19 protein-coding genes are annotated in these 19,127 nt (G+C 69.0%); 16 read left to right on the top strand and 3 right to left on the bottom strand.

The features are described 5' to 3' along the window. The first annotated feature begins 8 nt into the window (after positions 1–8). The 7 genes from AC3WOH_RS09265 (at position 9) to AC3WOH_RS09235 (ending at position 8,117) form a co-directional block, all read left to right on the top strand. Entirely contained in the window at positions 9–1,460 is a 1,452-nt protein-coding gene (locus AC3WOH_RS09265) for an FAD-dependent oxidoreductase (protein WP_492229073.1), read from the top strand. Positions 1,461–1,533: 73 nt separating this feature from the next. Beyond that, on the top strand, positions 1,534–2,376 hold the full coding sequence (locus tag AC3WOH_RS09260; protein ID WP_492229072.1) for an IclR family transcriptional regulator: 843 nt from the start codon (positions 1,534–1,536) through the stop codon (positions 2,374–2,376). A gap of 51 nt (positions 2,377–2,427) precedes the next feature. Beyond that, the gene (locus AC3WOH_RS09255; protein ID WP_492229071.1) at positions 2,428–3,723 is read left to right on the top strand and encodes an aconitase X; all 1,296 of its coding nucleotides are present in this window, start codon (positions 2,428–2,430) and stop codon (positions 3,721–3,723) included. Beyond that, positions 3,720–4,181 (top strand): aconitase X swivel domain-containing protein, encoded by a 462-nt coding sequence (locus AC3WOH_RS09250; RefSeq protein ID WP_492229070.1) that lies wholly within the window; start codon positions 3,720–3,722, stop codon positions 4,179–4,181. Before AC3WOH_RS09255 ends, AC3WOH_RS09250 begins: the two co-directional genes overlap by 4 nt. Further along, positions 4,178–5,878, top strand: coding sequence for a dihydroxy-acid dehydratase (gene ilvD, locus AC3WOH_RS09245; protein ID WP_492229069.1), 1,701 nt, complete (start codon positions 4,178–4,180; stop codon positions 5,876–5,878). Before AC3WOH_RS09250 ends, ilvD begins: the two co-directional genes overlap by 4 nt. A 131-nt stretch (positions 5,879–6,009) precedes the next feature. After that, on the top strand, positions 6,010–7,140 hold the full coding sequence (locus AC3WOH_RS09240; RefSeq protein ID WP_492229068.1) for a porin: 1,131 nt from the start codon (positions 6,010–6,012) through the stop codon (positions 7,138–7,140). A 14-nt stretch (positions 7,141–7,154) separates the two neighbouring features. After that, the gene (locus AC3WOH_RS09235; protein WP_492229067.1) at positions 7,155–8,117 is read left to right on the top strand and encodes a Bug family tripartite tricarboxylate transporter substrate binding protein; all 963 of its coding nucleotides are present in this window, start codon (positions 7,155–7,157) and stop codon (positions 8,115–8,117) included. Positions 8,118–8,147: 30 nt separating this feature from the next. Here AC3WOH_RS09235 and AC3WOH_RS09230 read toward each other — a convergent pair whose 3' ends face one another. Continuing rightward, a complete protein-coding gene (locus AC3WOH_RS09230; RefSeq protein WP_492229066.1) occupies positions 8,148–8,738 on the bottom strand; it encodes an NADPH-dependent FMN reductase in 591 nt (196 codons plus the stop codon). 33 nt (positions 8,739–8,771) lie between these two features. On the opposite strand from AC3WOH_RS09230, the gene AC3WOH_RS09225 reads away from it, so the two are divergent. The 6 genes from AC3WOH_RS09225 (at position 8,772) to AC3WOH_RS09200 (ending at position 13,902) form a co-directional block, all read left to right on the top strand. Then, entirely contained in the window at positions 8,772–9,494 is a 723-nt protein-coding gene (locus AC3WOH_RS09225) for a GntR family transcriptional regulator (protein ID WP_492229065.1), read from the top strand. Positions 9,495–9,785: 291 nt separating this feature from the next. After that, positions 9,786–10,646 carry a fumarylacetoacetate hydrolase family protein gene (locus AC3WOH_RS09220; protein WP_492229064.1) on the top strand — a complete coding sequence of 287 codons (861 nt, stop codon included), beginning with the start codon at positions 9,786–9,788 and terminating at the stop codon, positions 10,644–10,646. Between the two features lie 83 nt (positions 10,647–10,729). After that, positions 10,730–11,701 carry a tripartite tricarboxylate transporter substrate binding protein gene (locus AC3WOH_RS09215; RefSeq protein WP_492229063.1) on the top strand — a complete coding sequence of 324 codons (972 nt, stop codon included), beginning with the start codon at positions 10,730–10,732 and terminating at the stop codon, positions 11,699–11,701. Between the two features lie 29 nt (positions 11,702–11,730). Next, positions 11,731–12,309 (top strand): amino acid synthesis family protein, encoded by a 579-nt coding sequence (locus AC3WOH_RS09210; protein WP_492229062.1) that lies wholly within the window; start codon positions 11,731–11,733, stop codon positions 12,307–12,309. 2 nt (positions 12,310–12,311) lie between these two features. Beyond that, positions 12,312–13,322: a zinc-dependent alcohol dehydrogenase family protein gene (locus tag AC3WOH_RS09205; protein ID WP_492229061.1), complete on the top strand. Its 1,011-nt coding sequence runs from the start codon at positions 12,312–12,314 to the stop codon at positions 13,320–13,322. A gap of 19 nt (positions 13,323–13,341) precedes the next feature. Then, positions 13,342–13,902, top strand: coding sequence for a VOC family protein (locus AC3WOH_RS09200; RefSeq protein ID WP_492229060.1), 561 nt, complete (start codon positions 13,342–13,344; stop codon positions 13,900–13,902). Between the two features lie 10 nt (positions 13,903–13,912). Here the strand turns inward: AC3WOH_RS09200 and AC3WOH_RS09195 are convergent, their stop codons facing one another. Together AC3WOH_RS09195 and AC3WOH_RS09190 are read right to left on the bottom strand one after the other, a co-directional pair. Continuing rightward, positions 13,913–15,382: a sensor histidine kinase gene (locus tag AC3WOH_RS09195; protein WP_492229059.1), complete on the bottom strand. Its 1,470-nt coding sequence runs from the start codon at positions 15,380–15,382 to the stop codon at positions 13,913–13,915. Further along, the gene (locus AC3WOH_RS09190; RefSeq protein WP_492229058.1) at positions 15,366–16,064 is read right to left on the bottom strand and encodes a response regulator transcription factor; all 699 of its coding nucleotides are present in this window, start codon (positions 16,062–16,064) and stop codon (positions 15,366–15,368) included. The genes AC3WOH_RS09195 and AC3WOH_RS09190 overlap by 17 nt, the downstream gene beginning before the upstream one ends. A gap of 130 nt (positions 16,065–16,194) precedes the next feature. Here AC3WOH_RS09190 and AC3WOH_RS09185 point away from each other — a divergent pair, with 130 nt between their 5' ends. The 3 genes from AC3WOH_RS09185 (at position 16,195) to AC3WOH_RS09175 (ending at position 19,084) form a co-directional block, all read left to right on the top strand. Continuing rightward, on the top strand, positions 16,195–16,617 hold the full coding sequence (locus tag AC3WOH_RS09185) for a tripartite tricarboxylate transporter TctB family protein (protein WP_492229057.1): 423 nt from the start codon (positions 16,195–16,197) through the stop codon (positions 16,615–16,617). Positions 16,618–16,624: 7 nt separating this feature from the next. Continuing rightward, on the top strand, positions 16,625–18,139 hold the full coding sequence (locus AC3WOH_RS09180; protein ID WP_492229056.1) for a tripartite tricarboxylate transporter permease: 1,515 nt from the start codon (positions 16,625–16,627) through the stop codon (positions 18,137–18,139). Positions 18,140–18,445: 306 nt separating this feature from the next. After that, complete coding sequence (locus tag AC3WOH_RS09175; RefSeq protein WP_184861553.1) at positions 18,446–19,084, top strand: DUF6806 family protein; 639 nt, start codon at positions 18,446–18,448, stop codon at positions 19,082–19,084. Positions 19,085–19,127 lie beyond the last annotated feature (43 nt).

Here is a 19,127-nt window from a genome sequence, read left to right as displayed (position 1 = left end):
GCTATTCCATGAAAACAGTCGTCCGCACCGACGAGCGCATCCTGAGCTCTGACATCTTCGACCGCGACAGCCGCACCAAGCGCCCTGACCACGGCAGCTGGGCCGAGCCCGGCAAGAACATCCCGGTCTACCACCGCTGCGGCGTGCTGGTGGTCGGCGGCGGCCCTTCGGGTACCGCCGCAGCGGCGGCGGCCGCACGCGCTGGTGCCGATGTGGCGCTGCTCGAGCGCTACAACCACCTGGGCGGCCTGTCCACCGGTGGCCTGGTGATCTGGATCGACCGCATGACCGACTGGGAAGGCCAGCTCGTGATCCGCGGCTTCGCCGAGGAGCTGTTCGACCGCCTGCCGGCCGACGCCATTGCCGGCCCGCTGCGCGAGGACTGGGGCTCGCAGGATGCGGACAAGGCCGCGCACTGGTCGCAGCGCACGGCCGCCTACCATGGCGTGGTCACCTGGTCGCCCACCGTGGACCCCGAGCGCCTGAAGCTGCTGAGCCAGGAGATCGTGCTGGAGCGCAAGGTCAAGCTCATCTACCACTCGTGGGCCGCCATCCCCATCGTGCAGGACGGCGCCGTCAAGGGCGTGGTGTTCGAGAGCAAGGAAGGCCGCATGGCCATCATGGCCGACGTGGTGGTGGACGCCACGGGCGACGGCGACCTGTTCGCCCGTGCGGGCGCGGCCTTCGTGAACGACATCGAAGAGGCCGATGTGCACCACTGTATGAACACCTCCTGGCTGTTCGGCGGCGTGGACATGAACCGCTGGATCGACTTCAAGGCCGGCCAGCCCGAGGCGTTCTCGGGCTTCATGGCGCGGGGGCGCGCGCAGCTCGGCCTGTTCGAGCGGCCCTTCGTCTCCTGGCGCAACGACGTGGCGCTGTTCATGGGGCCGCGCCAGTCGGGCTACTCGGCCCTGGACGTGGACGACCTCACCGCTGTGGAGGTGCGCTCGCACCGCGCCATGGCCGCGCACCTCGACTACTTCCGCGCCCATGCGCCCGGCTTCGAGGACGCCTTCCTGATGCTCAGCGCCCCGCAGATCGGCGTGCGCCATGCGCGGCGCCTGACCGGCGTGGGGGCGGTGCTGCGCAGCCAGTGGCCCGATGGCGTGGCGCTGCCCGACGAAATTGGCGTGACGCCTGCGGTGTCGCCCAAGTTCCCGAACATCTCCATCCCCTACGGCGCGCTGGTGCCGCAGCAGCTCGATGGGCTGCTCGCCTGCGGGCGCCACATCTCGTGCGACCGCAATTCGCACGGCTTCATGCGCGAGATCCCGCAGTGCTGGATCACCGGCCAGGCGGCCGGCGTGGCGGCGGCCCTGGCCTCGCAGGGTGGCATCGAGCCGCGCTTTGTCGATGTGGGGGCGCTGCAGTCCGCGCTGCTGGCGCAGGGTGTGTACCTGCGCCCCGGTGCCGGGCAGGGCGCCCAGGTGCCCGTGGCGGCCGAAGCCAGTGCGTGAGTGATTTGCCGTGCACCTGACCGATTCTCTTTCGCCAGCCTCTACAGTGCAGAGTCTTGCAAAGGGTTCCTCCATGTCCACTGACAAAAACGACGCCTCCTTTTCTTCCGCCGAATCGGCCGACGCGCGCGGTGACCGCTCCGACACCGTGAGCGCGCTGGAGCGCGGCATCTCGGTGCTGCGCTGCTTCAGCGAGGACCGCCCGGTGCTCGGCCATGCCGACATCGCGCGCATGACCGGCATCCCGCGGCCCACCGTCAACCGGCTCGTTGCCACGCTGCTCTCGCTGGGCATGCTCAAGCCCGCGCAGGCGGCCGACCGCTTCATGCTCGGGCCGGGCGTGGTGTCGCTGTCGCGCGTGTTCCTGGGCAGCCTGGACGTGCGCGCCGCGGCGCGCCCCAGCATGCAGGCCATGGCAGAGGAGGTGGGCGCATCGGTCTACCTGGCGATACGCGACGGCATGGAGATGGTGCTGATCGAGGCCTGCCGGCCGCGCTCGTCGATGCTCTCGGCGCGGCTGGACGTGGGCTCGCGCGCGCCGCTGGCCAACTCGGCCCTGGGCCGGGCCTACCTGTCGGCCTTGCCCGAGGCGCAGCGCAACCAATTGGTCGATTCCATGCGCCTGCTGCGCGGCCCCGAGTGGGACAGCATTGCCCCCGGCATGAACCGGGCCATCGGCGAAGCCCGGCGCCTGGGCTACTGCCTGTCGCTCGGCGAATTCCACCGCGAGATCAATTCGGTGTCGGTGCCCCTGATCGGGCCCGACGGCGAGGTGATGGCGCTCAACGGCGGCGGGGCGGGCTTCGTCTTCACCGAAGAGCGCCTGCGCAGCGAACTGGCACCGCGCCTGCATGACATCGCGCTCTCCATAGCGCGCGACATCGGCGGCCATGTGCCGTCACCCTCACCGGGCTAGCGGCCCGGCGGGGCCCCTTCCCCACGAACAGAAAAACGGAGACAACAGGCCATGTACCTGAGCGATGAAGAACAAGCCATGCTGGACGGCCGCGACGGGCCGGCCCTGCAGAAGGCGATGGACCTGCTGGTGCGCTATGGCGAGGCCCTGGGCGCCGAGCGCCTGGTGGAGACGCGCAACGTCTGCGCCAGCATCACCTCGACCACGCCCTTCCAGCGCGATTTCGCGCTCGCCAAGGGCGGCGGCATGGACGCGGTGTTCTCCGAATTCAGCCTGGACAGCCAGGAGACCGTGCAGATCCCCAAGTTCAAGGTCTTCACCAGCCACCTGCAGCTGGGCTTCGACCCCGGCCAGCCCGAGCGCATGGGCGTGAGCGAGGCGGTCGTGAACTTCTACCACGAGAGCGAGCGCCACGCGGCCTGCCTGGGCGCGCAGATCATGAACACCTGCACGCCCTACCAGGTGGGCAACATCCCGACGCGCGGCGAGCACTGCGCGTGGATGGAGTCGTCGGCCGTGGTGTACTGCAACTCGGTACTGGGCGCGCGCACCAACACCGAAGGCCGCGAGAGCACCGGCGCCGCCATGCTCACGGGCCGCATCCCCTACTGGGGCTACCACCTGGACGAAAACCGCCATGCCACGCATGTGGTGGAGCTCGACATCGAGGTGGAGTCGGTGCAGGACTGGGGCCTGCTCGGCTACTTCATGGGCGAGCATGTGCAGGAGCGCGTGCCCGTGGTGCACCGCAAGGGCGGCATCGGCCGCGTGCCCAACCTGCCGCGGCTCAAGCACTTCGGTGCGGCGGCTTCGTCCTCGGGCGGGGTGGAGATGTACCACATCGTCGGCGTCACGCCCGAGGCGCTGACGCTGGAGCAGGCCCTGGGCGGCCGCAAGCCGATGCAGGTGCTGCGCTACGGCGCCGCCGAGCGCCGCGCCACCTACGAGAAGATCAACGCCACGGGCAAGGACGCCGAGATCCAGTACGTGATGCTCGGCTGCCCGCACTACACCATCGAGCAGATCTGGGAGGCTGCGCAGCTCATCGAAGGCCGCAAGGTGCACCCCGATTGCGAGCTGTGGATCTTCACGCCGCGCGCCATCAAGTCGCTGGCCGACCGCAATGGCTACACGAAGACCATCGAGGACGCGGGCGGCATCCTCATGACCGACAGCTGCTCGGCCATGAGCCGCGCCGTGCCCAGGGGCACGAAGACCGTGGCGCTCGACTCGGCCAAGCAGGCGCACTACCTGCCCGCCATCCTCGGCGTGCAGGCCTGGTTCGGCAGCACGGCCGAATGCATCGACGCGGCCTGCACCGGCCGCTGGAACGGGGGCCGGGCATGAGCGGCAGCACCATCGTGATCGAACGCGCGCTGGTGATCCGTGGGCGCAAGGTGGTGGGTGGCGTGGCCGAAGGTGAGGCCCTGGTCACGCGCGACCGCATTTCGGGCTGGGGCGGCATCGACCCGCGCACCGGCACCGTCGTCGAGACGCGGCATGAATTGCGGGGCCAGAGCTTTGCCGGCAAGGTGCTGGTGTTCCCTGGCGCCAAGGGCTCGTCGGGCTGGTCGGCCATGTTCCACATGACACGGCTCATGAACGTGGCGCCCGCGGCCTTTCTGTTCAACGAGATGACGACCAAGATGGCGCTGGGCGCCGTGGTCACGCACGCGCCGGCCATGACCGACTTCGACCGCGACCCGCTGGCCTGCATTGAAACAGGCGACTGGGTGCGCGTGGACGCCGACCGCGGCCTGATCGAGATCACCAAGCAACGCCCCACCTCTGGAGACCGCCCATGACCCGCCCCCTGCGCAGCAATTTCCCGCGCGGCTCCTACCTCTGGTCGGTGCGCAACGCGCACTGGCGTGCCCTGGGCATCCCTGAAGAGGACTGCGAGAAGCCCAAGATCGCCATCGTCAACAGCTCCTCGGAACTGGCGGCCTGCTTCAGCCACCTGGACCAGGTGGCGGTCGAGATCAAGACCGCCATCCGTGCAGCGGGCGGCGTGCCCTTCGAGATCCGCACCGCCGCGCCCAGCGACTTCATCACCGGCGCAGGCGCACGCGGCGCCTACATGCTGGGCGCGCGCGACCTGGTGACCAACGACATCGAGGTCGCGGTCGAAGGTGCGCAGCTCGACGGCATGGTCTGCCTCACGTCCTGCGACAAGACCGTGCCGGGCCAGCTCATGGCGGCGGCCCGGCTCAACATCCCCACCCTGCTCGTGCCCTGCGGCTACCAGCCCAGCGGCGAGTACCGCGGCAAGCACATGGACATCGAGGAGGTGTTCATCGGCGCCATGCATGCGGTGACCGGCCACCTGCCGGTGGAAGAGCTGGTGGGCATGAGCCGCGAGGCCATCCGCGGGCCGGGCGTGTGCTCGGGCCTGGGCACGGCCAATTCCATGCACATCGTCTGCGAAGCGCTGGGCCTGGCCCTGCCCGGCAGCGCGCCGGTGGCCGCGCTCAGCAGCAAGATGATGGCCGATGTGCGCGCGGCCGGTGCACGCATCGTGCAGATGGTGCTCGACGACCTCAAGCCGCGCGACATCCTCACCCCCGGCGCCTTCGCCAACGCGGTGCGCGCGGTGCTGTCCATCGGCGGCTCGCTCAACACGGCCAAGCACCTGCAGGCCGTGGCGACCGAGGGCGAGACCGGGGTCGACGTGTACGGCCTGTTCGAAAGCCTGGGCCCGAGCACGCCGGTGCTGGCGGGCGTGCGCCCCATCGGCGAGCATTCCATCGAGGCCTTCGAGGCCGCGGGGGGCTGCCGTGCGCTCATGAAGCAGCTCGCACCCCTGCTCGACACCCGCGCCCTCACCGTGACCGGCGGCACTGTGGCCGACAACCTGCGCGATGCGCAGGTGCATGACGCCGAGGTGATCCGTCCCATCGGCAACCCCGTGGCGCCGCTGCCGGCCATCGTGCTGCTGCGCGGCAATCTCGCGCCCGAGTCGGGGCTCATCAAGACCGGCATCGTGGAGCGCAAGGTGCGCCGCTTCTCCGGCCCGGCGGTGTGCTTCTGGACCTCGGACGCGGCCATTGCGGCGCTCAAGAACGGTGACATCTTGCCCGGCCAGGTCGTGGTGATGCGCGGTGCCGGCGCCTGCGGCGGCCCGGCCATGGGCGGCGGCGCATCGCGCGTGGTGTTTGCGGTCGACGGTGCGGGCCTGGGCGACCAGGTCGCGATCCTGACCGACGGCCACCTCTCGGGCCTGGTCTGCAAGGGCCTGGTCGTTGCCGAGGTCTCGCCCGAGGCGGCGCTGGGCGGGCCGCTCGGCCTTGTGCGCGATGGCGACGTGATCACCATCGACCTCGATGCGCGGCGCCTTGATATCGCACTCAGCGACGCCGAGCTGCAGGCACGCCGCGCCGACTGGCAGGCGCCTGCGCCGGCGTTCGACACCGGCTGGCTGCAGCAGTACCGGCGCAACGTGAGCCCGCTGTCCAAGGGCGCAGTGCTGGTGCGCACCGAACGCACCGAGCTCTCGGGCTAAGCCCCCTTTCCCCCCGGCCATCGCCAACCGGTGCGGACCCGCGTCCGCCCCCGGTGGCGCAGCCATGCGCGATTTTCGAGTGAGTGAGTAGTTGTTCAACCAGAGAAGAAAGAAGCAGGAGACAAAGCACCATGAAGACAAAGCAACTGTGGATCTGTTCGGCCATTGCACTGGCCTCAAGCGCGGGGCACGCGCAATCGAGCGTCACCCTGTTCGGTGTGGTGGACCTGGGGGTCCAGTACACCAAGGGCGCGGGCGCCGGCTCGGTCAGGGCGCTGTCCAACGGCGGGCTGTCGACCAGCCGCATCGGCTTTCGCGGCACCGAGGACCTGGGCGGCGGCCTGCGCGCGGGCTTCTGGCTCGAAGGCAGCCTGAACCCCGACAGCGGCACCGGCCGCGCGACCAACACCAACAACCAGACCACGGGCGCGACCACGGCGGGGGGGCTTACCTTCGACCGCATGTCCTACGTGAGCCTGTCGCACGACAGCTGGGGCGAGGTCCGCCTGGGCCATGACTTCATTCCCACGCACTACAACAGCATCTATTTCGACCCCTTCAACGCCAACGGCGTGGCCCGGGCCGGCAACCTCACCTTCGCGGGCGTGGGCACCGGCCCCTTGCCCACCGCCATCACCGGCAGCAACACGGTGAGCTACTGGTTGCCGGGCAAACTCGGTGGCGTCTACGGCATGGCGATGGTGGGCACCGGCGAGAACGACTCCAGCGTGGCCAACAGCGACGACGGCAACTTCGCCGGGGCGCGCCTGGGCTATGCCTCGGGCCCGTTCGACATCGCGGCGGCCTTCACGCGCTCGCAGTTCAGCAGCACCGCCGCCATCGGCAACTACACGCATGCCAACATCGGCGGTACCTGGGATGCGGGCTTTGCCAAGTTCTTTGCGCTCTACAACCGGGTCACGGTCAAGCTCGCGGCCGGCACGGTGCGCAAGAACACGGCCGAGATCGGTGCGCACATCCCGGCCGGCGAGGTGGGCCGCATCCGGCTGAGCTATGCCATTCTGGACGACCGCAGCGGCAGCAGCCTGCGCACCGCGGGCGGCCAGGCGCGCAGCGGCGACGACGCGCGCCAGTTCGGTATCGGCTATGTGCACAACCTGTCCAAGCGCACAGCGCTCTACGGCACCTATGCCCGGATTTCGAACAAGGGCGAGGCGCGCTACGTGGTCAGCGGCGGCGCCGCACCGGCCAGCGGGCGCAGTTCGTCGGGCTGGGAATTCGGCGTGCGCCACCTTTTCTGAGAAAGGGGCGGCACATGCAACGCAGACACCTCATCACCCTGGCGGCCGGCGCAGCGCTGCCGGCGGTGCAGGTCTTCGGGGCCGAGCCATTTCCGGACAAGCCCCTGCGCATGATCGTGGGCTTTGCGGCCGGCGGTGGGGCGGACTCGCTCACGCGCATCATCGCCGAAGGCCTGTCCAAACAGCTGGGCCAGCAGGTGATCGTGGAGAACCGCCCCGGCGCCGATGGCGTGCTGGCCGCGCAGGCCGTGTCGTCCGCCAAGCCGGACGGCTACACCCTGCTCATGGGCACCAACACCGCCATGGTGGCGGCGCCCACCTTGCGGCCCACGCCGCCGTACGACCCGTTCAAGGCCTTCGCGCCCATCAGCTCGGCCGGGCAGTTCTCGATGTTCCTGGTGGTGCCTTCCAGCCTGCCGGCCAAAAGCGTGAACGAGTTGCTGGCCCTGGTGGCGGCCAAGCCCGGGGCCTACAACTCGGCGTCGAGCAACAGCGCCTCGGAGCTGGCCATGCTGCAGTTGCTGGGCGAGCAGCGCAAGGTGGTCAATGCACGTTACAAGGGCGACATGCAGGCCATGACCGACCTGCTGGGCGGGCAGATCCACATGATGTTCACCACCGGCACGCTGGCGCCGGGCTTTGTGAAGGAGGGGCGCATCCGTGCGCTGGCCACGCTGCTGCCGCAGCGCAGCGGCCTGCTGCCCGAGGTGCCCACGGGCGCCGAGCTCGGGCTGGGCTCGCTCACCATCACGCCCTGGGCTGGCTTCTTCGGGCCGCCGGGGCTGCCGCAGGCCATCACCGACAAGCTGTCGCGCGAGCTGCAGAACACCTTGAAGCGCCCCGAGGTGCATGCGCAACTGGTGCAGCAGGGCTTCGAGGGCTATGGCATGAACCCCGCGAAGTTCGCTGAGTTCTTCCGCACGCAGTACGACGCCTTTGGCGCCACGGTGCGCCAGCACAACGTGAAGTTCGAGTAGCGGGCCTGGCGGCATACCGGCGGCTGCGGGTCAACCCGGTGCGGCCTGGCGCCGCGCCAGCCAGTGGATCTCATCGATCAGCTCCAGCAGGCCGGCCTGGACGATTGCCCGCGTGGCTTCGTCCACCAGCCTGCCGTCCTGCATGCGCGTGGCCACGCTGGCAATGGCGATGTGCTGGCGCACCAGGGGCCGTGCCAACGTGGCGGCCAGGGCATCGCGGATCTGGGCCTGGGCGCGCACGCCGCCGGCCGTGCCGGGCGATGCGGTCATGACCAGTGCCGGCTTGCCCTTGAGGGGCGACGCGAACCCGGGGCGCGAAGCCCAGTCGATGGCGTTCTTGAGCACGCCCGGCATGCCGTAGTTGTACTCGGGCGAGCACAGCACCAGCCCATCCGCAGCGGCGATGGCGGCCTTGAGCTGCGCGACGGCGGCGGGAGGGTTGTCACCGTCGAGGTCGGCGTTGTACATGGGCACCTCGTCCAGCGGGAACAGCTCCAGCGTGGCGCCGGTGGGGAGCAGCGGTGCCAGGCTGCGCAGCACGGCCGTGCAGTGCGAGGCGCGGCGGAGGCTGCCGGAGATGGCCAAAAGGCGGACGGGGGTGGTTTGCGGGTCGGCGGTCACGGGGTCGGCTCCTTCTTTCAATGGTTTGAGTTTATGCATAAAATTCAAACCATGTACAAAAATGACACGCCCGCGCGCACGCCCCCCTTGGTGGACCAGGCCTTTGCGCAACTGCGCCGGGATGTGTTGAACGGCACCTACAGCGCGGGCGCCAAGCTCAAGCTCGACGAGTTGCAGACCGCCTACGGCTTTTCCAGCAGCCCCTTGCGCGAGGCACTCAGCCGCCTGGCGCAGGAGGGCCTAGTCCGCGCCGACGAGCGGCGCGGCTTTCGCGTGACGGCCATCTCGGCCGAGGACCTGGCCGACATCACGCGCATGCGTGTCATGCTGGACGTGCAGGCGCTGCGCGAATCCATCGCCCATGGCGACGATGCCTGGGAAGCCCTGGTGGTGGGCGCCTTCCACCGGCTGGAGAAGGTGGAGGGCCGGCTCAGCGAAGGGCCGGTGGTGCTGGACCCGGGGTGGACCGATGTGCACACCGCCTTCCACATGGCGCTGATCTCCGCCAGCCCGTCCGAGCGCCTGCGCAGCTGGAGCGCCAGCCTGTTCGACCAGGCTGAACGCTACCGCCGCTATTCGGCCCGCTTTCGCAAGACCTTCAAGCACAAGTCCAGCGAGCACCGCAAGCTCATGGACGCCACCTTGCGGCGTGACGCGGATACCGCCTGTGCGCTGCTCGAAGAGCACATTCTGAGCACCCAACGCAACGTGCTGGCCGTGCTCGACCAGGTGGAGCACCGCCAGCAGACGGGCTGAACCCGCTTTTCGCCACCTCGCGCTGCCCAACGCAGCGCTGCCCTCCCAAAGCCCCGCCGACGCGGGGCTTTGTCGTTCCGGGGCTCTCTGTCGCGTTTCTTCGCGCTGCCCAGGCCAAGGGCAGGGGCGATCCCCTCCCCACGGGTTGGTTCCAATTTTTGTGCTCGGTGTAAACCACTATGCATGAAGTAATTTTTATGCATAAAAATTACTTCATGCACTGAATGGACTGTGTCGGCAGATTGCCGGGCAGCGTGCGTCCGATCACTCCCATCCCCTTGAAGGAAAACCATGAAGCTGATGTCCTATTCGATCTCCGGCCGCGACACCTGGGGTGCCGTTGTCGGCAACGGCGTGGCCGAACTGGCCGCGCGCACCGGCCATGCCACGCTGGCCGACTTCATCGCTAGCCCCGACTTCGCGCGCCGCGATGCGCTGGTGGCGGGCCTGGCTGCCGACGCGCAGCTGTCCGATGTGGTCTTCCTGCCCGTGATCCCGCGGCCCGAAAAGATCGTCTGCGCCGTGCGCAACTACATGGACCACCACCAGGAGGTGCTGGCCGCTGGCATGCAGCGCGAGCTGTCGGAGCAGCCGCCGATCTTTCTGCGCGTGTGGCGCTCGCAGACGCCGCACCAGGGCCCCATCGTGCGCCCGCATGTGTCGGAGTCGCTGGATTGGGAGGGCGAGCTGGCCGTCATCATCGGCAAGCCTGGACGCGACATCGCCGAGGCCGATGCCTGGGACCACGTTGCCGGCTACAGCTGCTACAACGACGCCAGCGTGCGCGAGTGGCAGTTCCATGCCAAGCAGATCGCATCGGGCAAGAACTTCGAGTCCACCGGTGCCTTCGGTCCGTGGATGGTGACGGCCGATGAGATCGCCCCCGGCCGCGAGCTCAAGCTGGAGACACGCCTGAACGGCGCCGTGGTGCAGTCCAGCCACACCGGGCACATGATCTTCTCCATCCCGCGCCTGATCGCCTACGCCTCCACCATCTTCACGCTGGTGCCGGGCGATGTGCTCATCACCGGCACGCCGGCCGGCGTGGGCTGGAGCAAGAAGCCGCCGCAGTTCATGAAGCCCGGCGACGTGGTGGAGGTGGAGATCGAAGCCATCGGCCTGTTGCGCAACCCGGTGGTGGCGCAGGCCTGAACCTGCCGGTCCCCGCGTCCTATCTTCCACCACCTGGGCAGAGCCAGGCCCCACGCGGCCGCCGCCCCCTGGAGACAAGCACCATGCACAGAAGACAGATCCTGGCCGCCTGCGGTGCGGCTGCCCTGGGGTGGCCTGCGCTGCCGGCCCTGGCCCAAGGCTATCCGGAGCGGACCATCAAGCTCTACCAGGGCTTTGCGCCCGGCGGCAATGCCGACGCCATTGCCCGCGCCGTGGGCCTGGAGATGGGCAAGGCCCTGGGCCAGCCGGTGGTGGTGGAGGCGCAGTCCGGCGCGGGCGGCACCATCGCGGCCACCACGGTGGCGCGCGCCAGGCCCGACGGCTACACCCTGCTGCTGGCCACGGGCGGGCATGCGGTGGCGGGGGCGCTGTACAACACGCTGCCCTACAAATCGGTGGCCGACTTCGAGATGGTCTCCACCGTCACCTTCTTCCCCTTTCTGGTGGTGGTCAACGCTGCCTCCAAGGTGCAGGGCCTGCGCGAGGTGCTGGCCAGCGCGCAGGCCGCGCCCGGTACCATGGCCTACGGTACGGCCGGGGTCGGTTCCACCCACCACCTGGCGGGCGAGCTGCTGGCCAAGATGGCGCGTGTGAACCTGATGCATGTGCCCTACCGGGGCGATGCGGCATCGCTCACCGCGCTGCTCGGTGGCGAGGTGCCCTTCATCATCGCCCCGCCCACGGCCGTGATGTCCAACATCCAGGCAGGCAAGCTGCGTGCCATCGCCACCACCGGCCCGCAGCGCTGGCCGGGCCTGCCCAACGTGCCCACCGTGGCCGAACAGGGCGTGGCGGGTTACGACGTGCGCTCCTGGGCCGGCCTGCTGGCGCCGGCCGGCACGCCCCGGCCGGTGGTGGACCGCTTGAACGCCGAGGTGCTGCGCGCGCTGCAGGCACCGGTCGTGCGCCAGCGCCTGGAGGACATGGGCGGCGATGCGCGCGGCAGCACGCCCGAGGAGATGAAGGCCATGGTGAGCCACGAGATCGACAAGTGGCAGCAGGTCGTGGCCGACGCCAAGATACCGAAACAATGAAGCACCGATTTGACTGAAAGACTTTTCGCATGAGCCTGATCGCCATCCGCAAACGCAGCCTGAGCATCGAAACCGTGCACCACGAGGGCGGGCCCCCGGCCGACACGCCGCTGCGCGTGGCCTCGGCCTGCGCCGTGGTCCGCAACCCCTATGCCGGCCGCTACGAGCCGGACCTGCTGCCCTTCATGGCCGAACTGCGCAGCCTGGGCACCCTGCTGGCCGAGGAACTGGTGGCCACGCTGGGCAAGGACAACGTGCAGGCCTACAGCAAGGCCGCCATCGTCGGTGTGAACGGTGAGCTGGAGCACGGCGCCGTCTGGCACGAGGCCGGTGGCTGGGCCATGCGCCAGGTGCTGGGCGAGCCCAAGGCCATCGTGCCCTCGGCCAAGGCCGTGGCGGCCACGGGCTACCGGCTCATGGTGCCGCTGCACTACATCCACGCGGCCTATGTGCGCAGCCACTTCAACAGCGCCGAGGTGGGTATCCAGGACGCACCGCGCCCCGACGAGATCCTGTTCGCGCTGGTGATGGCCGATGGCGGTCGCATCCACGCGCGCCTGGGCGGGCTCACGCGCGAGCAGGTCTCAGTGCATGACGGGCAGCGCTGAACATGGCTGAACACACCACCATGCAGGCCGTGCAACTGCAGGCCACCGGCGGCCCCGAGGTTCTGTCCCTGGTCGACTTGCCCCTGCCCCAGCCCGGCCCGGGCCAGGTGCGCGTGCGCGCCCATGCCATTGGCGCAGGCGGGCCCGACGTGCTGATCCGCAACGGCACCTACAAATGGATGCCCCCGCTGCCTGCCGTGCCCGGCAACGAGCTGGCCGGCGTGGTGGACGCTGTGGGCCCCGGCGTGGATCGACTGGCCGTGGGCGAGCGGGTGCTGGTGAGCGCGCGCGAACTGCCCCAGCGCGGCGGCTGCTATGTGCAGGCCATCTGCGTGGACCAGGCCGTGCCCTTCGTGCTGCCCGCCAGCATCGCCTTCGATGATGCGGTGAGCCTGGGCAACTTCCAGCTGGCACTGGCGCTGTTGGCCAGCAACGGCAACCTGCCGGCCCAGGCCATCCTGGTGCCAGGGGCCGCCGGCGGCGTGGCCACGGCGCTGGCCCAGGTGGCGCGCTCGCGCGAGCTGCGCGTGATTGGCACGGCATCCAGCGCGGAAAAACAGGCCTTCGCGCTGGAGAACGGTGTCACCGACCTGGTCGATGGCGGCGATCTGCAGGCGCTGCCGCAGCGCGTGATGGAGCTCACGGGCGGGCGCGGCGTGGACTTGGCCTTCGACCACGTAGGCGCGCAGCTCTTCATCGCCTGCCTGCGTTCGCTCGCGCCCTCGGGCATGGCGGTGTCGTACAACATCCTGGCCGGCCCACCCTCGGCCGACGTGTTCGACGAGCTGCGCAAGCTCCTCGCCAAAAGCCTGGCGATTCGCACCTTCTCCATCCACGCGGTGGATGCCGACATCGTGCAGCGCCGCGGCCTGATGGAGCAGGCCATTGCGCTCATGGCCAGCGGCCAGGTGCGCGCACCCCGTGCCATGCGCCTGCCCCTGGCCCAGGCACGCCGGGCCCACGAGCTGCTGGACAGCGGCGGCACGCTGGGCAAGCTGGTTCTCGTCCCTTGATCTCTCGGAGCTTGTCCGTATGAACCCACCCTATACCGCCAACCTGTCGCACTGCGGCATCTTCTGCCGCGACCTGGAGGTGATGAAGCGCTTTTACACCGGCGTGTTCGACATGCAGGAGACCGACCGCGGCGAGGGCGTGACCTTCCGCTTCGAGATCGTGTTCCTGAGTGGTCGCGGCGACCAGCACCACCAGCTGGTGCTGGCCGGCGGGCGCGGCGCGGACTCGCCGAGCACGGTGATGCAGCTGTCCTTCAAGGTGCAGACCCTGGACCACCTGCGCGAGGCGCGCCGCCGTGCACTGGCCCTGGGCGCGACGAAGATGCGCGGGCTGAACCACGGCAACGCCATCTCCATCTACTGCATGGACCCCGAGGACAACACTGTGGAGGTGTACTTGGACACGCCCTGGTACGTGAGCCAGCCCCATGGCGACCCGCTGGACCTGGACCAGGACGACGCAGCCATCTGGGCCCAGACCGAGCGCGTGGTGCGCACCGACCCGAGCTTCATGCCGGTATCGGAATGGGCTGCGCGGTTCGCACAGCGCAGTGCCGCCTCGAAGCAGGCAGCACCGTAGAACGGGTTCTTCACGCGCCGGCCGCACCCGGGCCATCGGTGGGCCCAGTGATCGGCAGCCATGCGCTGGCGACCAGGCCCGGCCCGAGCGGCGCCGGCTCCAGCGTCAGCCGCCCGCCCATCAGCTGCGCGTAGCGGGCCACGATGGACAGGCCCAGCCCCGCGCCCTGGCCCAGGCGCACGCCATGGTCGCCCTGCGCCCAGCGCTGTTGCAGCTGCAGGGCCAGCGCGGCATCCACGCCCGGGCCGTTGTCGGCCACGCTCAGCACGGCTTGGCCCTCGCGCACCTGCAGTGCCACGGTAATGCGCGGCGGCTGGCCGCGCCCGTAGCGCAGGGCGTTGTCCAGCAGGTTGTTCAGAATACCTTCGATGAGTGCGGCGTGGGCGCGCACCTGCACGGCCTGTTCCAGGCCGTCGGCGCCCAGGTCCACCCCCAGGGCATCCGCGCGCGGCAGAAAGCGCAGCAGCACATCGCGCACCAGGGTGTGCAGCGGCATGGCCTGCAGGGCCAGCGCGGTGCCGCCCTCGGCCGCGCGGGCCAGCGCGAGCAACTGGTCCACCGTGCGGCTGGCGCGCTGCTCGGATTCGGCGATGCCTTGGAGTTCGCTGCGCCAGACTGCGGGATCACTCTGCGCCAGCGCGTGGGCGGCCTGCGCACGAATGCCGGCGAGTGGCGTGCGCAGTTCGTGCGCCACATTGCCCGCGAACTCGCGCTGGGCGTGCAGGCTGTGCTGCACCCGCGCGAGCAGGCCATCGAGGGCTTCGCCCAGGCGCTGCACGTCGCTGCTGCCGGCCTGCTGCGTCAGCGCCGGTGGCAGCGGCGTGAGATCGGCCGCGTCGCGCCGGTCCATGGCATCCTGCAAGGTGGTCAGCGGGCGCAACTCGCGATCGATGCCGCGCAGCAGCCAGGAGCCCAGCACCACCAATAGCCACAGCTGGGCCAGCCCCGCGTACACCAGCAGGCGGCGCAGCAGGTGCGTGCGCTCGGTCGTGGTCTGCGCCATGACCACGGTGAAGGAGGGGGTGCCTGCCGTGTGCAGGCTCACGCGGCGCAGGTCCTGGCCCGCGCGCAGCAACTGCGAGAACGCATGGCTGCTGCCCGGGGCGATGGTGCCGGGGGCCAGATCGTGGTCGCCCGCGATGAAGCGGCCATCGGGCCCGTAGACGGCGAACCACACGGTCTCGCTCTGGTCGAAGCGCAGCAGGTCCACCTCGCGTGGCGTCAGGTCCAGCCGCAGCGCGCTGGCGCCCGGGCCGTGGCGCTCGTCCAGGCCACCGCTGCGCACCAGGGCCGCCAGTGCATGGGCGTCGTCGAGCAGGGCCCGGTCGAAGGCCTGCGCCACGAAGTGGTTGCCCACGCCCAGCACGACGGCACTGCCCAGCCCCCAGATCAGGAGCAGCGAGAGCAGCACGCGCCGCCCTATGCGCTGGCGCAGTGCCGCAGGGCGCTGGTGCGCCGGGGTGCTAGGTGCTGGAGGCATCGTCCTCGAGCACATAGCCCAGCCCGCGCAGGGTGCGTATGCCGGCGCCGCTGCCCGCTATCTTGCGGCGCAGGCGCGAGAACGAGGCCTCCAGCGCGTTGTCGGCCACCGCCTCGCCCGCGTCCGACAGGCGCGCCGAGAGGTCGCCCTTGCTCAGTACACGGCCGGGCGGCGTCATCAGCTCCCACAGCAGATCGAACTCGCGCGCGGGCAGCTCCAGCGGCTGCCCGGCAATGCTCACGCGGCGTGCCTGCCGGTCCAGCGCCAGACGGCCCACGGTGACCCGGTCGGCCGTGCCGCTGGCACGGCGCAGCAGCGCGCGCAGGCGCGCTTCCACCTCTTTGAGCTCATAGGGCTTGCCCAGGTAGTCGTCGGCCCCGGCATCGAGCCCGGCGATGCGCTCCTCGGTGCTGTCGCGTGCGCTGAGCACCAGCACGGGTGTGCGGTCGCCGCGTGCGCGCGCCGTGCGCAGGGCGGTGAGCCCGCTGCCCAGGCCGCTGCGCGCATGGGCCGCATGGGGCAGGTTCAGGTCCAGCAGCACGGCATCGAAGGCCTGCACGGCCCACCAGTGCTGGGCCTCCTCGACGGTGTGGGCCAGCTCGACGCGGTGACCGGCGTTCTCAAGGCCCCGGGCCATGGTGCGGCTGAGCACGGGGTCGTCTTCCACCAACAGGAGGCGCATGGGAGAGTGCTACGTGGAATTACGCATGGCCGAGATCAGCCTGCGATCAGGTTCGATGGGAATAGTCGCCACGCCAGCATACCCCAGCCATGGGCGTGCTTCCTCAAACCTTCATGGAGACAACATTTTCATGGTCAACCGCAATATGGTCCGGGGCTTCGCCCTGATGGCCCTGGCGCTGGGCTTCGGCCTGCCGTCGATGGGCTACTCGCTGGGATCGCTCGGGCGCGCCGGCCCGGGGCTCTTCCCGTTCATCGTCAGCTGCATGCTGTTCGGCATCGGTGTCATCACCGTGGTGCGCGCGCGCCTGGTGGCGCCGGTGCCGATGGACTTCCACTTCCGCAACATCGCCATCATCCTCGCCAGCCTGTGCGGCTTTGCCGCGCTGTCGCACTTCGTGAACATGATCGCGGGCATCGTCTTCCTGGTGTTCTGCGCGGGCTTTGCGGGCACCTCGTACTCGGTGGTGCGCAACCTCAAGATCGCGGCGGTGCTGCTGTGCATCGCCTTCATGTTCCAGAAGCTTCTGGGCGTCAACCTGCCGCTTTACTGAGGTCGCCATGGACGTTCTTCACAACCTTGCGTTCGGCTTCAGCCACGCACTGACACTGCAGAACCTGATGTTCTGCGCCCTGGGCTGCACCGTGGGCACCCTGGTGGGCCTGCTGCCGGGCCTGGGCCCGCTGGCCACCATCAGCCTGCTGCTGCCGCTGACCTATTCCATCGACACCACCGGCGCACTCATCATGCTGGCCGGCATCTACTACGGGGCGCAGTACGGCGACAGCGTGAGCGCCATCACCATGAAGATCCCGCACGCCAGCTCCATCGTGGCGTGCATCGACGGTTACCAGATGACCTTGAAGGGCAAGACGGGCCTGGCGCTGTTCACGGCGGGGGTTTCCAGCTTCATCGGCGGCACGGTGGCCATCGTGGTGCTGGCCTTCCTGGCGCCCAGCCTGGGCGAGGTGGCCTTCCTGTTCGGCCCTGCGGACTACTGCGCGCTGATGCTGGTGGGTTTTGTGTGCGTGAGCTTCGTCACCACCGGCAGCCTGCTCAACGGCCTGGCCATGTGCATGGTGGGCGTGCTGCTGGGCTCGGTGGGCACCGACGTCAACAGCGGCCTGGCACGTTTCACCTTCGACATGCCCTTCCTGGCCGACGGCGTGGGCATCGTGAGCATTGCGCTGGGCTGCTTCGGCATTGCCGAGATCGCCAAGAACCTCGATTCGCGTGAGGAGCGCTCGCCCTTCAACGGCAAGATCAAGCTCATCCCCACCTGGCCCGAGTTCAAGCGCATCATCCCCAGCGCGCTGCGCGGCAGCGTGGTCGGCTCCATCCTGGGCATTTTGCCCGGTGGCGGCCCGGTGATCGCCCAGTTCGCGGCCTATGCCCTGGACAAGAAGGTCAGCAAGTACAAGCACGAGATCGGCAATGGCTCCATCGAGGGCGTGGCCGGCCAGGCTGCAGCCGACGAGGCCGCCGCACGCACCAGCTTCATCCCGCTGATGAGCATCGGCATTCCCGAGAACGCCGTCATGGCGCTGATGATGGCCGCCTTCATCATCAAGGGCATCCAGCCCGGCCCGAACATGATCGCCGGCCACCCCGAGCTCTTCTGGGGCCTGGTCGCCAGCATGTGGATCGGCAACTGCTTCCTGCTGATCCTGAACGTGCCGCTGGTGCGCTACTGGCTGTCGGTGTTCAAGATCCCGTACAACGTGCTCTTCCCGGCGATCCTGTTCTTCTGCTGCATCGGCACCTACAGCATCAACAACAACCTGGACGATGTGTTCATCACCGTGGCCTTCGGCGCCCTGGGCTATTTGTTCATGCGGCTGGAGATGGACCCCTCGCCGCTGATGCTGGGGTTCATTCTGGGCCCCATGCTGGAGGAGAACTTCCGCCGCTCCATGCTGCTGTCGCGCGGCAGCTTCGAGGTGTTCGTGAACCGCCCCATCAGCGGCACGCTGATCGGCCTGATCGCGCTGTTCATCCTGTGGCAGACGGTGTCGTTCTTCCGCCAACGCGGGGGCAGTGCCAAGGTGCTGGAGGCGGAGCCGGCGGCGACCTGAGACTTCGGTTTCGGTCGACGATGGAGATAAAAGGGCTGGCTGCCATAGCGGCCAGCCCTTTTGCCTTGCACGGGTGCCGGCCCTGCCGAAGGCGGCCTTGGCGGCGCCGGCCATGTCGTGCCGAGGTGTGGGGGGCCGTGCTTTGTTCCGGGTGCCCTTGGCGCCATGAGAAAATAGCGCTATCGTGGTGCTGAAAGGATGCGCCAACGCAGTCAACGCCCCCAGTTTCCTTGAGAATCCAGGGCAAGCCAGTAGGCATGGGGCTTGCCGATCCCGGCTCCGGGCACCATTACGATTCGAAAAATCATGTCAAGTTACAACGCACCCTTCGAAATCCACGTCCACGGACAGGTCCAGCTGCGCGCCGATGCCAGCTTCGAGCAGATCCAGGAGGCCCTGAAGCCCTTGTGGAAGTATGCGGGCGCGCGCTCGCTGGCCGATGGCGCCGCCAGCGCCTACGAAGAAGAGCCCGGCATCAAGTACGATGCCCAGGAGCACCTGCTGCAGATGTGCTGGACGGTGCGCGGCGACGAGGACTTTCGCCAGTCGCTCGACGAGATGTGCATGAGCCTCAACGAGCTGTCCGAACTGGGCGCGGCCATCGAGGTCACCTTCTACGACGCGGACTTCGACGAAGAGGACGAGGGAGCCGAAGGCGCCGAGTCGCGCGACGACTTCCTGATGCTCTTCGTGGGCCCCACGCCCGCCGCCATCATGCAGGTGCAGCGCGACCTGCTGGTGCAGGACGTGGTGAACATGATGGAACGCCATTTCGACGGCGCCGAGCTCGGCGGCGTGGTGGCCGAGATCGACAAGCTGTTCAGCCAGCGCTTCGACGCGCTGGTGAACTCGCTGGAGATCGGCAAGCCGCCACGCGGCGGCAGTGGCGGCGCGGGCGGCAGCGGCCATGGCGGTGGTGGCCGCCGGCCACGCCACCTGCACTGATTTCGATGGCCTGCCGCAGCCCCCTGCGCGGGCACCAGGGGCG

This window comes from Acidovorax sp. FW305-C-20-28 (genome assembly GCF_058783375.1).
Note: the sequence above shows the minus strand (reverse complement) of the source record. Positions and strands in the feature narration are given on the sequence as shown.